11 protein-coding genes are annotated in these 14,425 nt (G+C 74.6%); 7 read left to right on the forward strand and 4 right to left on the reverse strand.

Going from position 1 to position 14,425, the window contains the following annotated elements; all coding sequences use genetic code 11:
• Positions 1-160: 160 nt before the first annotated feature.
• From G4G93_RS15110 to G4G93_RS15120, 3 genes are all read right to left on the reverse strand, one after another.
• Positions 161-2,230, reverse strand: coding sequence for a methyl-accepting chemotaxis protein (locus tag G4G93_RS15110; RefSeq protein WP_409513823.1), 2,070 nt, complete (start codon positions 2,228-2,230; stop codon positions 161-163).
• 193 nt (positions 2,231-2,423) lie between these two features.
• Entirely contained in the window at positions 2,424-3,395 is a 972-nt protein-coding gene (locus G4G93_RS15115; RefSeq protein ID WP_246736788.1) for a collagen-like protein, read from the reverse strand.
• A 111-nt stretch (positions 3,396-3,506) separates the two neighbouring features.
• Entirely contained in the window at positions 3,507-4,652 is a 1,146-nt protein-coding gene (locus G4G93_RS15120) for a citrate synthase (protein WP_165085222.1), read from the reverse strand.
• 108 nt (positions 4,653-4,760) lie between these two features.
• Here G4G93_RS15120 and G4G93_RS15125 point away from each other — a divergent pair, with 108 nt between their 5' ends.
• Entirely contained in the window at positions 4,761-6,140 is a 1,380-nt protein-coding gene (locus tag G4G93_RS15125; protein WP_206289783.1) for a CoA transferase, read from the forward strand.
• A gap of 42 nt (positions 6,141-6,182) precedes the next feature.
• On the opposite strand, the gene G4G93_RS15130 is transcribed toward G4G93_RS15125, so the two are convergent.
• Positions 6,183-7,178 carry a LacI family DNA-binding transcriptional regulator gene (locus tag G4G93_RS15130; protein WP_165085223.1) on the reverse strand — a complete coding sequence of 332 codons (996 nt, stop codon included), beginning with the start codon at positions 7,176-7,178 and terminating at the stop codon, positions 6,183-6,185.
• 190 nt (positions 7,179-7,368) lie between these two features.
• Here G4G93_RS15130 and ptsP point away from each other — a divergent pair, with 190 nt between their 5' ends.
• The 6 genes from ptsP to G4G93_RS15160 all read left to right on the forward strand — a co-directional run bounded on the left by ptsP (position 7,369) and on the right by G4G93_RS15160 (position 14,390).
• A complete protein-coding gene (ptsP, locus tag G4G93_RS15135; protein WP_165085224.1) occupies positions 7,369-9,930 on the forward strand; it encodes a phosphoenolpyruvate--protein phosphotransferase in 2,562 nt (853 codons plus the stop codon).
• Positions 9,927-10,877 carry a 1-phosphofructokinase gene (gene pfkB / locus G4G93_RS15140; protein ID WP_165085225.1) on the forward strand — a complete coding sequence of 317 codons (951 nt, stop codon included), beginning with the start codon at positions 9,927-9,929 and terminating at the stop codon, positions 10,875-10,877. Before ptsP ends, pfkB begins: the two co-directional genes overlap by 4 nt.
• A gap of 245 nt (positions 10,878-11,122) precedes the next feature.
• Positions 11,123-12,856, forward strand: coding sequence for a PTS fructose transporter subunit IIC (locus G4G93_RS15145; protein ID WP_165085226.1), 1,734 nt, complete (start codon positions 11,123-11,125; stop codon positions 12,854-12,856).
• Between the two features lie 115 nt (positions 12,857-12,971).
• Positions 12,972-13,709, forward strand: a complete 738-nt coding sequence (locus tag G4G93_RS15150) for a LuxR family transcriptional regulator (protein WP_165085227.1) — start codon at positions 12,972-12,974, stop codon at positions 13,707-13,709.
• 235 nt (positions 13,710-13,944) lie between these two features.
• Positions 13,945-14,151, forward strand: coding sequence for a hypothetical protein (locus G4G93_RS15155; RefSeq protein WP_165085228.1), 207 nt, complete (start codon positions 13,945-13,947; stop codon positions 14,149-14,151).
• A 98-nt stretch (positions 14,152-14,249) separates the two neighbouring features.
• Positions 14,250-14,390 (forward strand): hypothetical protein, encoded by a 141-nt coding sequence (locus G4G93_RS15160; RefSeq protein ID WP_165085230.1) that lies wholly within the window; start codon positions 14,250-14,252, stop codon positions 14,388-14,390.
• Positions 14,391-14,425 lie beyond the last annotated feature (35 nt).

A 14,425-nucleotide genomic window follows, 5' to 3' on the forward strand; every position in this document is an offset into this window, starting at 1 on the left:
ATGCTCCGGCGAAACCTTTCCCGCCGGTCCCTTCATGTAAAGGCAAGGCGCATCTCCCCTCTCCAGGCGATCCCCGGACCTGCCCGGGATCGCCTGCAAGATGTGGGAGAGGGGATTCCCCGGCGTCACTTGTATCGGAGCGGAACAGCCGACAAATCCGTCACGCCGCCCGCACGCCGGCCAGGAACCGCTGCACCTCGGCGGTGAGATGCTCGGACTGGCGCGACAGCTCGGAGGCCGAGACCAGCACCCGGCTCGCCGCCTGTCCCGTCTCCTCCGCCGCGCCGGCCACGCCGGCGATCGAGGTCGTCACCGCGCCGGTGCCGGCGGCGGCTTGCGCGACGTTGCGGGCGATCTCCTGCGTCGCCGCACCCTGCTGCTCCACCGTCGCGGCGACCGCGGCCGCGACGGTGGCGATCTCGCGGATGCGCGTCCCGATTCCGGTGATCGCCGCGACCGCCTGCCCGGTCGCGCCCTGGATCCGGCCGATCTGGCCGGCGATCTCCTCGGTGGCGCGGGCCGTCTGCCCGGCCAGCTCCTTGACCTCCGCGGCCACCACCGCGAAGCCGCGCCCCACCGCCCCGGCCCGCGCCGCCTCGATGGTGGCGTTGAGCGCCAGCAGGTTGGTCTGGCTGGCGATCGAGGAGATCATCGCCACCACGTCGCCGATGCGGCTCGCGGCCTGCGCCAGGTCCTGCACCAGCCCCGCAGTGGCGTTCGCCTCGGTCACGGCCTTCTGCGCGAGGTCGGACGAATCGGTGACCTGCCGGGCGATCTCGGCGACCGAGGTATCGAGTTCCTCGGCGGCGATCGCGACCGTGCCGACATTGGTGGCCGCCTGGTCGGCGGCGGTGGCGGCGCCGGTCGAGCGGCGCGCGGTCGCGCTCGCCGTGGCGCTCATGCTCCCGGCCGTATCCCGCAACCCGCTCGCCGCCGCGGAGACCAGGCCGACGATGCCGCCGACCGCCTGCTCGAACCCGTCGGCCATCTGGCGCATGCCGGCCTTGCGCTGCGCCTCGGCCGAGGCGCGGGCGAACGCCGTCTCCTCCTCCAGCCGGCGGGTGCGGATCATGCCGTCGCGAAACACCTCCAGGGCGGCCGCCATGGCGCCGAGTTCGTCGCGGCGGCCGGCACAGGGGATCGCCGACGCGGTGTCGCCCCCCGCCAGCCGGCGCATCGCCGCGGTCATGTCGGCGAGCGGCCCGGTCACGCCGCGGGCCACCCAGGCGATGCCGCCGAGGCCGAGCCCCAGCGCGAGGAGCAGGAGGCCGGCCTGGATGACGAGCTCGGCGCGGGCCCGCTCGGCCGTCGCGGCGGTGACCGTCTCGAGTTGCGCAGCCGCCGCGAGCGCCACCGCGGCGATCGTTTCGAGGGCCGGGCTCGAGTCCGCGCGCATCTCGGCCAGCGTCGGGCGCGGCAGCGCGGGATCGGCCAGGGCAGGCTGCAGGGCGCGCAGCCGCGCCGCGAAGGGGCCGTCGAAATATCCGACCCAGGCGCGGTCCGCCGCATCCTTCAGCCCGGGAGCCTCGGGCGTGGCCTCGGCGATGCCGCGGGCGATGGTGAAGGCGAAGAGCGCCTCGCGCCCGGTGACCGCGAAGTCGAACTGCTCCTTGGCCGTCATGGCGCGGTTCTTCACCAGGACGTCGTTGACCATCAGCATCGCGCTGCCGCCGAGCGACCGGGTGAGCCAGCCCATCTCCCGCAGCCGCAGCAGGTTCGACAGGCCCGGCTGCAGGAGGCGCAGCCGCGTCTCGGTTCCCTGGACCAGGGCCTCGACCGCGGCATTGAGCGCGGCGTAGGAGGCGTTGATCTGCGGCGCCAGGTCGGGCCGGCGCTCCGCCACGGACGTCTTCAATGCGGCATCGAGGTCGGCCCGGACGCGCCGCCAGGCCTCGTAGCCCGCCGCGGTCGGGGCCGCATCGAGCGCCTTTGCGGAGGACAGGATGCCGAGGGCGCCGGACAAGCCCTCGTCCGACAGCCTGCGGCGCCGGCTCAGATCCGCCAGGTTCCCGTCGAGCTTGGCGGGTTCGAGGATCAGTCCCGAGATGGCGGCCCCGCGCTCGAAGCGCAGTTGCGAGAGGGCGTTGGTCAGGAGACGATCCGCCTCCGCCAGCCGCAAGGCTTCGGTCGAACGCGTCCATTGTTCATAGGCGGCATGGAAATCCCGGCTGAACGTCACGGCGAAGAGCAAGATCATCAACGAGAAAAGGGCGATCAGGCGTTGTTTCAACGACATCATCTCGGACCACTTCGATCGTGTGGCGGGTAAAATTTTGTGGCATGATGATGGGAGAGGCCGATTAATAAAATTGCTTCGATTTCGCCGAGTGTCCGATATCCGCGCTGTATTCATTGCGGTTCCCTAGCGACAGACAGTGTTCCACCGGGAAGCGCGGACGAAGCCGGGCGCGTGCGACCGGCCCTCAATAGACGTCGCCCTCCGCCGGGGCGGCGGGGGCCGGGCGGGTGACGGCGGGCGCCGCCGGCGGGCGCGCCGCCGGGGGGCGGGAAACGGGCGCCGCCGGACCCCGGGGCCCAGGCGGCCCGGCCGGGCCCGCGGGGCCGCGCGGTCCGGCCCTGCCGGCCAGCCCCGCCGGACCCATCGGCCCGGGGGCGCCTGCCGGGCCGGGCGGACCCGCCGGTCCCGTCTCGCCTTGCGGTCCCGCGGTGCCCTCCCGGCCCGGCTCGCCCCGGTCGCCTGCCGGGCCGGTCTCGCCGCGGGGCCCGGCCTCTCCCGGTGCGCCCGGCCTGCCCTCCGGCCCGGCCTCGCCGCGCGGGCCCGGCGGGCCTGCGTCGCCCCTGAGACCAGCTTCTCCTCCGGGACCGGTGTCTCCCTTGGGACCCATTTCTCCCTTGGGACCCATCTCTCCCTCGGGGCCGGTCTCTCCCTTGGGGCCGGCCTCGCCCCTGGGACCCGCTTCCCCTCGCAGGCCCGTCTCGCCCTTCGGTCCCGGCGGGCCGGGCGGCCCCGCCACGGTGCCGATCTCGGCCCGTCCCTGGGGACCTGCCGGGCCCTGCTGGCCGCACTCGCCCACCACCGCGCCGCGCTCCTGGCGTCCGGCGCGCAAGGTCACGATGCAGGTCGCCGGGTGGTAGATCAGGCGGAACTCGAACTTGCCGCGGGAATCGGCCTTCGTGGTGAAGCGCTCGTCCAGGCTGACCTCGCCGTCCGGTGCGTCGGCGGTGCCGAGCACCCAGAGCTCGCCGGCGGTGATCCGCGCCGCGAGCACCTGGATCTCTGCCCGGGCGGGCGATGCGGTCGCCAAGCCGAGTGCGAGCCCTGAGCCGAGAGCGAGCCCCGAGCCGAGCGCCGGGCCCAGGACCGGCCATGAGGAGCGTCCGGTTCCGCCGCGCGCCATCGTCCGCCCCGCATCCGCGATCATCAAGTCGCTCAAGTGTTTTTCCGGGCTCGCGAAAGTCAAGCGCGCCCGGGGCTCAAGCACAGGCGCGATGGTCGATGTCCCCCGCCGATGGTGGAGCTTGACCGGTCAAGGTCACGGGTCACGTCACGGTGCGGGTCCGACATAGACCGCCCGCGGCCGGATCAGCCCGCCGGCCCGACGCTGTTCCAGGCCGTGCGCGATCCAGCCGACGGAGCGGCCGAGGGCGAACAGCGCGAAGGCGCTGCCCCGCGCCAGGCCGAGATGCCGGCGGAGCGCCACGAGGGCGAAGTCGAGGGCCGGCCGGGCACCGGTCAGTCCCTCGGCCGCGTCCGTGATCGCCCGCAGGCGCGGATCCCGCGCGAGGAGCGGCGCCAGGAGGGCGGCGGCCCGCGGGTCTCCGGCGGGATAGAGTGGGTGGCCGAAACCCGGCAGGCCGTCGCGTCCGGCGAGGCGGCGCCGCAGGGACGCGGCCGGATCGGCCCCGTCGAGGGCGTCCCACAGGGCTTCGACCCGGTCGGTCATGCCGCCGTGGCGGCTGCCGCTCAGGGCCGCGAGTCCGCCGACGACCGCGGCCCGCAGGCTCGCTCCCGCCGAGGCGATGCAGCGGGCGGTGAAGGCCGAGGCGTTCAGCTCGTGATCGGCGCACAGGACCAGGGCCCGACGCAGGGCCTCGGCGCCGGCCGGATCGAGGCCCCAGGACGCGGCGCAGTGCCGGTGCAGCGGCGCGGCATCGGGAGCCTCACCGGTGATGCAGGCGGCGAGGTGCCGGACGAGGGCGCCGCTCCCGGCGGCGAGCCGGCGCGGATCCTGCTGCCAGGGCGCCGTCGGCTCGTCCGCGGTCGCGGCCGCGAAGGCGCCGAGGAGATCGTCATGGCGGGCGGCGCCCGGAGCCGCCGGCGCGTCCGGCCCGAAGGCGTCGGCGAGCGGCAGGTCCCACAGCCGGGCCGCCACCTCTTCCAGGGTCGCGGTCTCGGCGAGCGCCACGGCATCGAGGCCGCGGTAGGAGAGCCGCCCGTCGCGGATCAGCGTCACGGCGGTCTCCAGCACCGGCAGGCCCCAGTCGAGGGTGGCGCGGGCGACTTCTCGCGGCCGGCGGCCGCGCCGGCGGGCCTCGGCGAGGCGCGCGACCGCCTCGGCCGCGTAGGCCCGCACCCGCGGGTCCGCGGTCGGGTGGGCCTCGATCAGCCCGCGGCTGACATAGGCGTAGAGGGTCTGGCGGCTGACCCCGAGACGGGCGGCCGCCTCGGCGGCGGTGAGAAAGGCGGTCATGGTCCTCGGGCTGGCGCCGGCATCCGCTCGGGTTGATTCGGTTAATCAAGATTGACGATCTGGCCCGCCGGGCGCGCTCCTGTCACGGCATTCGACGGGGAGACGGCAATGATGGGTGAGGCGGACGGATCGGCCTTCGGGGCCCTGCTGGACAGGATCGGGCGCGCCCTCGGCCTGGAGGCGACGGCGCCCGTGGCCGTGACCGGGACGGGCGCCCTGCCCTCGGTCTACCCCGTCGGCGACCTCGCGGCGGCCTCGGTCGCGGCGGCGGGGCTGGCGCTCGCGGAACTGGTCGCGACCCGCTTCGGTGGGCGGCCGGGCGTCACGGTCGAAAGGCGCCTCGCGGCGCAGTGGTTCTCCCGCTCCCTCGACCCCCAGGGCTGGCAGCCGCCGCCGCTCTGGGATCCGGTCGCCGGCGATTACCGGGCCGCCGACGGCTGGATCCGGCTCCACACCAACGCGCCCCACCACCGCGACGCGGCGCTTCGGGTGCTCGGCACCGCGCCGGACCGGGCCGCGGTGGCGGCCGCGGTCGCGCGCCGGCCCGCCGAGGAACTGGAGGCCGCCGTGGTGGCGGAAGGCGGCTGCGCCGCCGCGATGCGCTCGGCGGAAGCCTGGGCCGCCCACCCGCAGGGCGCCGCCGTGGCACAGGAGCCGCTCCTGTCGTGGGAGCCGGGCGAGGCCGGGCCGGACGGCCTCGCCGAAGCCCGGCCGGAGCGGCCCCTGGCGGGCTTGCGTGTCCTCGACCTGACCCGGGTGCTCGCCGGCCCGGTCGCGACCCGCTTCCTCGCCGGGTACGGCGCGACCGTCCTGCGCCTCGACCCGCCGCATTGGGACGAGCCCGGCGTGGTGCCCGAGACGACCCTCGGCAAGGCCTGCGCCCGCCTCGACCTCAAGGAGCCGGAGGGCCGCGCCCGGTTTGGGATCCTCCTCGCCTCGACGGACGTACTGGTCCACGGCTACCGGCCGGACGCCCTGGCCGGCCTCGGGCTCGACGCCGCGGCGCGCGCGCGCCTGCGGCCGGGCCTCGTCGATGTCAGCCTCGACGCCTATGGCTGGACCGGGCCGTGGCGGGCGCGGCGCGGCTTCGACAGCCTGGTCCAGATGAGCTGCGGCATCGCCGAGGCCGGGATGCGCCGTGCCGGCGCCGACCGGCCGGTGCCGCTGCCGGTCCAGGCCCTCGACCACGCCACCGGCTACCTGATGGCGGCGGCGGTCCTGCGCGGCCTGACGCGGCGCCTCGTCACCGGGCGGGGTTCGGCGGCGCAGGCAGCCCTCGCCCGCACCGCCTGCCTGCTGACCGGCGCCCCGCCCGCGCCGCCCGGGGCGGCGCCGGTACCGCCGACGCGGGCGGATTACGCCGAGGCGCCCGAGCCGACCGCCTGGGGGCCGGCCCTGCGCCTGCGCCCGCCCCTCGTGCTCGACGGCGTCCCGATGCGCTGGGACCGGCCCGCCGGTCCCCTGGGGGCGGCACCGCCGGCCTGGTGAGGGACGGCGCGGGCTCGCCCGCGCCCATGGCGACGACGATCCTCACCGCCGCGCCGCCCTCCCCTCCGTCGATCCCCGGGCGACGAGCCGCCCGCTCAGCACCACCTTGCGCACCGGCTGGCCCGGATTCTTCAGCCGGTCGAACAGGAGCCCGATCGCCTGCGCGCCGATCTCGGCCACCGGCTGCTCGATCACCGTCAGGCCGGGCTCGACCAGGTCGGTCCAGGCCTCGTTGTCGAAGCCCGCCAGCGCGATCCCGTCGGGCCAGGGGATGCCCGCCGCCCGGGCCGCGCGCACCGCCCCCATCAGGATCAGGCCGTTCGAGAGGATCAGCGCCTCCGGCCGGTCCGGCTCGGCGAGCCAGCGCGCCACCTCGGCTTGCGCCGGGTCGGCCTCCGGCGGCACGGTGCGGATCTGCGGCGCGAGGCCGTGGCGGTGCATCGCCGTGACGTAGCCCTCGCGGCGCTCCTCGGCGGTGGAGCTCGTCGAGCCGAACAGGCCGGCGATGCGGCGATACCCCCGCTCGACCAGATGGTCGACCAGGGCCGCCCCCGCCGCGACGTTGTCCAGCACCACCCCGTCATGGCCGCCCGGCGGGCCGGTGCGGTCGATCAGCACCAGCGGGAAGGCGAAATCCTCCGGCCGCAGCCGCTCGGCGGTGCGGCGGGTCGGCGCGAAGACCACGCCGGTCACCCGCTCCTCCTGCATCAGGCGCAGGTACAGCGCCTCGCGCTCGGCATCCTCGCCGGTGTTGCACAGGATCAGCCGCATCCCGGCCTGGTAGGCCGCATCCTCCACCGCCCGGCTGACCGCGGTGAAGAACGGGTTGCGGATGTCGGCGACGATGAGCCCGATCGTCTGCGCCGATTGCGAGCGCAGGCGGCGGGCCGACAGGTTCGGCCGGTAGCCGGTCGCCCGCACCGCCGCCTCGACCTGCTCGCGCAGGGCGTCGCTGACCGGGCCCTTGCCCAGGGCCCGCGACACGGTCGCGGTGGAAACGCCCGCCGCGCGGGCGACGTCACGGATGCCGACGGTCATCGCCTCGAAAACGTTTTCAGCCTCGTTCGCACCATGGTGGCACCCGGCGCCACCCTGTGCAAGTCCTGACACTCCCCGCCCTAACGGCATCCCTCGCGGGAGTGATTGACAATGGTCGTGAAAACGTTTTCATAGGCGGTAAGCAGAACCCTCGACCAGAATCCATCGCCTTCCGGGAGGAAGCCTCGCCATGCTCGCGCCGACCCCGTCGCTGACGCCGCGCGTCCTGATCCGCACCGCCGCCGCCCCCTCGACCAAGGAGGCCGCCATCCGCGAGGCGGCCCAGCTCCTCGTCGCCGCCGGCTGCATCGACCCGGCCTACGAGGCCAGCATGCTGCGCCGGGAGGAGGTGGCGAACACCTATCTGGGTCACGGTGTCGTGATCCCGCACGGCATGGTCGACGACCGGGCCCTGGTGCGCGAGAGCGGCCTCGCCGTGCTGCAGGTGCCGGCCGGCGTCGCCTGGCACGACGGGCAGGACGCCCACCTGGTGGTGGCGATCGCCGCGCAATCCGATACCCACATCACGGTCCTGCGCCGCCTCACCCGGTTGATCCAGGACGAGGCGCGGCTCGCCCGCCTGCGCACCACGACGGACGCGTCGGAGATCGCCGCGGCCCTCGCCGAGGATGCCGCGGCACCGGGCGCCGCCGGCCCGGCCGCCGACTTCGCCCAGAGCTTTGCCTGGACCGTCGACTATCCGACCGGCCTGCATGCCCGCCCGGCCTCCGCCTGGGTCGAGGCGGCTCGCGCCAGCCCGGCCCGGATCCAGGTCCGCCACGGCGCCGAGGTGGCCGACGCCAAGAACCTCATCGCCCTGCTCCAGCTCGGCCTGCGCGCCGGCGACGAGGCGGTGATCTCGGCCGAAGGCGAGGACGCCCCGGCGGCGCTGGCCCGCCTCAAGGCCACGGTGACCGGCCTCTCCGCCGGCGAGAAGGCCGCGGCGGCCCGCGCCGCGGAGGCCGCCGCCAAGGTCGCCGGCCCGGTGGCGGGCTGGAACCCGTCGGATCCGTGCCGGGTGATCCCCGGCATCGGCGCGAGCCCGGGCCTCGCCATCGCGCCGATCCACGTGCTCGGCCCGACCGAGGTCGCGGTGCCGGACGAGCCCGAGCCCCTGACCCGCGGCGGCGACCGGCTCCACGCCGCCCTGGAGAGCACGGCGGCGCAGCTCAAGGCGCTCGCCGACGATACCGGCCGGCGCCTCGGCCAGGCCGATGCCGGGATCTTCAGGGCGCAAGCCGACCTCATCGCCGACACCGACCTCATCACGCTCGCCTGTCAGCTGATGGTCGAGGGCCACGGCGTCGCCTTCGCCTGGAACCGGGCGGTGGAGCGGATGGCGGACCAGCTCTCGGCGCTGGGCAACCCGGTGCTCGCGGCCCGCGCGGCGGACCTGCGCGATGTCGGCCGCCGGGTGCTGGCGCAGATCGACCCGGCGCTCCAGTCCGGCCACGCCCTGCCCGATCGGCCCTGCCTCCTCGTCGCCTCCGACCTCGCGCCCTCCGACACGGCGGGTCTCGACCCGGCCCGGGTGCTGGGGCTCGCCACCGCGCAAGGCGGTCCGACCTCCCACACGGCGATCCTCGCCCGGACGCTCGGCATCCCGTCGGTGGTGGCGGCCGGCGCCGGCCTGCTCGGGCTGGCATCGGGCCGGACCGCGATCCTCGACGGGACGACGGGACGCCTCTACGTCGATCCGAGCGAGCGCGACCTCGCCGCGGCCGCCGCCTGGCGCGACGACCTGAAGGCGAAGCAGGAGGAGGAGGCCCGCGAGCGCGGCCTGCCGGCCCGCACCCGCGACGGGCACGCGCTGGCCATCGGCGCCAACGTCAACACGCCCGACCAGGTGCCCTTCGCCCTGTCGCAGGGCGCCGAGGGCGTCGGCCTGATGCGCACCGAGTTCCTGTTCCTCGAGCGCGGCGACAGCCCCGGCGAGGACGACCAGTACGCCACCTACCGGGCGATGCTGGAGGCGCTGAACGGCAGGCCGCTGATCGTGCGGGCCCTCGATATCGGCGGCGACAAGCAGGTGCCCCACCTCGCCTTGCCGAAGGAGGAGAACCCGTTCCTCGGCGTGCGCGGCGCCCGGCTGCTCCTGCGCCGGCCCGACCTGATGGAGCCGCAGCTGCGCGCCCTCTACCGCGCCGCGAAGGATTGCGTGCCGGCCGATGCGCCTCGGGCCAAGGACGCGCCGCCGGCCAAGGACGCGCCGCTCTCGATCATGTTCCCGATGATCACCTCGGTGCCGGAGGTGCTGGCCCTGCGGGCGGTCTGCGACCGGATCCGGGCCGAGATCGGGGCGCCGGAGGTGCCGCTCGGCATCATGATCGAGGTGCCGGCCGCGGCGATCCAGGCCGACGCGCTCAGCCCCCATTGCGACTTCTTCTCGATCGGCACCAACGACCTGACGCAGTATGCGCTGGCCATCGACCGCCAGAACACCGATCTCGCGCCCGAGGCCGACTCGCTCCACCCGGCGGTGCTGCGGCTGGTGCGGATGACCTGCGAGGGGGCCGCCCGGCACGGCCGCTTCGTCGGGGTCTGCGGCGGCATCGCCGGCGATCCGTTCGGGGCGGGGCTGCTCGCCGGCCTCGGGGTCCACGAGCTCTCGATGACGCCCCGCGACCTGCCGGCCGTGAAGGCACGCCTGCGCGCCGCCTCGCTGGCCGACCTCAAGGCGCTCGCCGAGGAGGCCTGCGCTCAGCCCGACGCCGCCGCGGTCCGGGCCCTCGACCGGGAGGCGCGCCCGTGACCCGCATTCTCACCCTCACCCTCAACCCGGCGATCGACCGCACCGTCACCCTCGACCGGCTGGCGCCGGGCGAGGTCCACCGCGCCCGCGCGGTCCGCGACGATGCCGGCGGCAAGGGTGTCAACGTCGCGAGCTGCCTCGCCGATTGGGGCCTGCCCGTCACCGTGACCGGCGTGCTCGGCGCCGGCAACGCCGCCGCCTTCGAGGCCCTGTTCTCCGCCAAGGGCATCGACGATCGCTGCGTCTGGGTGCCGGGCGAGACCCGCACCAACCTGAAGCTCGTCGATCCTGCCGGCACCACCGACGTGAACCTGCCGGGCCTCACCCTCGACCCGGCGACCCTGCGGGCGGCCGGCGCGGTGCTGAGCGAGGCTGCCGGCCCCGACACCCTCGCGGTGCTGGCCGGCAGCCTGCCGGCGGGCGCCGAGCCCGGCCTCTACGCCGCGCTGACCGCCGAGCTGAAGGCGCGGGGCGCCCGGGTGCTGCTCGACGCCTCCGGCCCCCCGCTCGCCGCTGCGCTCGGCGCCGCGGTGCTGCCCGACGCGGTCAAGCCGAACCGGCACGAGCTGGAGGAATGGGCCGGCCGCCCCCTCCCCGCCCTCGCCGACGTGGTTGCGGCGGCCCGTGACCTCGTGCGGCGCGGCATCCCGCTCGTGGTCGTCTCCCTCGGGGCGGAGGGCGCGGTGTTCGTGCGGGCCGATGACGCCCTGCACGCGCTGGCGCCCGCGACCGAGGTGGCGAGCACCGTCGGGGCCGGCGACGCCCTGGTGGCCGGGCTGGTGGCCGGCCTCTGCGCGAATGCGAGCCTCGCCGACACCGCCCGCCTGGCGCTCGCCTTCGCGGCCGGCAAGCTGACCCGGGCGGGAGCGAACCTGCCGGGGCGGGAGCAAGTCGAGGCGATCGCCAGGGGTATCGAGGTCCGTGCGCTGACCGCCGAGCAAGCCTGAGACTCGAACAGTCTTTCGAAACGAAAAATCGAAATCCCGCCCCACAGGTCATACCGGAACTCTCCGAAGGTGAAATCCCGGGATCCGGAAGCACATTCGATGCAGAGCGAAGGTGTAATCGTTCCGATGCATTCCAAATCACTTGTGATTCTGGATTTCGGGCTCCGCTGCGCGGCCCCGGAACGACCCGGAGGGTGGGACGAGCGAACAGCCAGATCAAGCAGAAGACCGAGGAGGAACACCCGATGACCCACCTGGTAGCCGTCGTCGGCGGCGGTGATCTGAGCACCCATGCGGTGCTGGCGGCGGAGGCCCTGCGCCGGGCGGCGGGACGGCGCAACCAGCGCCTCGACGTCGAGCTGCGCGGCCGCGGCGCGACCGGCGCTCCCCTGAGCGAAAGCGCGATCCGCGACGCCGACGCGGTGCTGCTCGTCGGCAACGGCGATCTCGGCGAGGGCCGCTTCGGCGCGCTGCGCCGGGCCAAGGCCGCGATCGAGGATGTGCTCACCGACGTGGAGGGCGTGATCGACCGGGCGCTCGCAGGCGCCGGTCCCGCGTCGGGCGCCGCTGCATCGGGCGCGCCCGCGCCGGGCGGCACGGACCGGAGGCGCATCGTCGCCATCACCTCCTGCCCGACCGGCATCGCCCACACCTTCATGGCGGCCGAAGGCATCCAGGCGGCGGCGCAGGCGCTCGGCCATGCGGTCCGGGTCGAGACGCAGGGCTCGGTCGGCGCCCGCGACGCGCTCACGCCCGAGGAGATCGCGGCGGCCGACATCGTGCTCATCGCCGCCGATACCGGCGTCGACCGCGGGCGCTTCTCCGGCAAGCGGGTCTACGCCACCACCACGAAGGCGGCGATCCGCGACGGCAAGGGCCTGATCGCCACCGCCCTCAAGGATGCTGAGCTGCAGGGCGCCGAGGCCACCGAGGCCGGCCCCGCCCGCCCGGCCGCCGCCGAGACGAAGGCCGGCGCCTACAAGCACCTCATGACCGGCGTGTCGTTCATGCTGCCCTTCGTGGTGGCGGGCGGCCTCCTGATCGCCCTCGCCTTCGCGTTCGGCGGCATCGACGCGATGTCGCCCGAGAACAAGGGGACGCTCGGCTTCGCCCTCGGCGAGATCGGCGCCAAGGCGGCCTTCGCGCTGATCGTGCCGGCGCTCGCCGGCTACATCGCCTATTCCATCGCCGACCGGCCCGGCATCGCGCCCGGCATGATCGGCGGCATGCTGGCGGCCAACCTCAATGCGGGCTTCCTCGGCGGCATCGTGGCGGGCTTCATCGCCGGCTACACCGTGTCGTTCCTCAGCCGCTCGATCCGCCTGCCGAAGAACCTGGAGGGCCTGAAGCCGGTCCTGATCCTGCCGCTCCTCGGCACCCTGGTGACCGGCCTCCTGATGGTCTACGTCGTCGGCGTGCCGGTGGCGGCCTTGCTGGCGGCGCTGACCGGCTGGCTCAAGGGCATGCAGGGCGCGAGCGCGCTGGTGCTCGGCCTGATCCTCGGCGCCATGATGGCGGTCGACATGGGCGGGCCGATCAACAAGGCGGCCTATGCCTCCTCGGCGGCGCTGATCTCCTCGGGCATCTACACCCCGATGGCCGCGGTGATGCTCGCCGGCATGACCCCGCCGCTCGGCATCGCGCTGGCCACCCGGCTCTTCCCCGGCCGCTTCACCGCCCAGGAGCGCGAGGCCGGCACCGCCGCGGCGGTGCTGGGCGCCGCCTTCATCACCGAGGGCGCGATTCCCTTCGCGGCCGCCGACCCGTTGCGGGTGATCCCCGCCCTCGTCGCCGGCTCGGCCGTGGCCGGTGCGATCTCGATGACCCTCGGCGTCGCGCTGCGCGTCCCCCATGGCGGCCTGTTCGTGCTGCCGATCCCCAACGCCATCACCCCGGTCTTCGGCGCGGTGGTCGCCCTCGTCGCCGGCACGGTGATCACGGCGGTGCTGGTCGGCGTGTTCAAGAAGCGGGCGGCCTGAGCGGCCGTCCTTCCGATGGCGTCGCGCGCCGCCGCGTGGCACGGTGGAGTGTCGCACCCCCGGCGATCCCGCGGGTCCTTGCGGCACATCTGTCGGAGCTGGGCGGCGCGTCGACATGGCGGCGATCGGACAGGTCACCCTGGATCTGGTCCAGGCGGTGAAGGCGGCGCGGAGCACGGCCGAGGTCACGGCTTTGCTCACCCGCGCGGGCGGGATCTTCGGCTACGAGCGCTTCGCCATCGCCGGGGTGCCGCAGAGCGCCGGCGAGAACCTGCCCGACCGGCTGCTGCTGATGCACTGGCCGGAGGAATGGGCCACCCGCTACGTCGAGCGTGCCTACGTCCAGCACGACCCGGTGATGGCGCATGTGCGGCGCACCACCACGCCGTTCCTGTGGTCGGAGGTCCGGGTCGACCGCGACGCGGCCCTGGCCCGGCGGATCATGGGCGAGGCCCCGGCCTTCGGCCTCGGCGACGGCTTCTGCGTTCCGATCCACGACATCGACGGCACCGAGAGCGCCGCCTCGTTCGGTGCCCCGCGGATGGACCTCTCGGACGAGGCCCGGGCCGGGCTCCACCTCCTGGCGATCTACGCCCACCTCGCCTCGCGCAGCCTCGGCCCCGCCGTGCCGGCTCGGCCGGTCCGGTCCGGCGCCGCCCCGCGCTGCACCCGGCGCGAGATCGAGTGCATCCGCTGGGCCGCCGCCGGCAAGACTGGCTGGGAGACCTCCGAGATCCTGTCCCTGTCGCAGCGCACGGTCGAGGATTACCTGCGCAACGCCGCCCGCAAGCTCGGCGCCGTCAACCGGGTCCAGCTCGTCGCCCAGGCGATGCGCGAGGGGCTGATCGATTAGCATGACGGTCCCCTGCCCGCTCTCAGCCGATGCGGGCCGGATGATCCTCACGTCGCCCCTCGCCGCCTCAGGCATGAGTCTTGCTGCGGGATATTGGACGGGAGGCTCGTGGACAGGGACCTGGATGCTGCCGTGATCCGGGCGTTCGCGGGAATTCAACCCTGGCGGGAATACGGCGCTACACACGCGTTCGAGGCGATAGCCTCGTTCGGGCGATCGAGCAGTTGGAGGCAGCGTGACCCCATACGACTTGGACACCCGCTTTGCGCAGGTTTTTGCGGCTCGCTCACGTTCTCTGGACGCGAGCCTCAAGGATCAGCCCGAGACCCGCGAGCGTGAGAAGAGGGCGCTGGACGAAGCCCTCGCCACGACGCGCTCACAGGGCGTGGAGGTCGGTAAGTCCTCGGCGCGACGACGCCACCATCACCCCGACCACCTCTGAGGTTGCGGGCTTCACGCTCCGCGCGTCCGTGACGAACGGGTACGCCGTGCTTCAGTGAGGGCGGCATCGTCGCGGGCACGGGCGTCGAGAAGAGCGTCGTGGCCGACGGCCGCCTGCGCGGGTCGGCCTCGGCGTGGTCATTCCCGGCATCCGCGCCCGGCATTCGCGCTCGCAAGCGCGAGATCCGCTACGATGGGCGGCGCGATCGCGACCCGTCGCCGCATCGCCACCTGCAATGACAAGCTCGCCGGAGACGTTGCCGCGCCTCCCGCCT

Origin of the sequence: Methylobacterium sp. DB0501 (assembly GCF_011043735.1) — a bacterium.
In the GTDB taxonomy this organism is placed as follows: domain Bacteria; phylum Pseudomonadota; class Alphaproteobacteria; order Rhizobiales; family Beijerinckiaceae; genus Methylobacterium; species Methylobacterium alsaeris.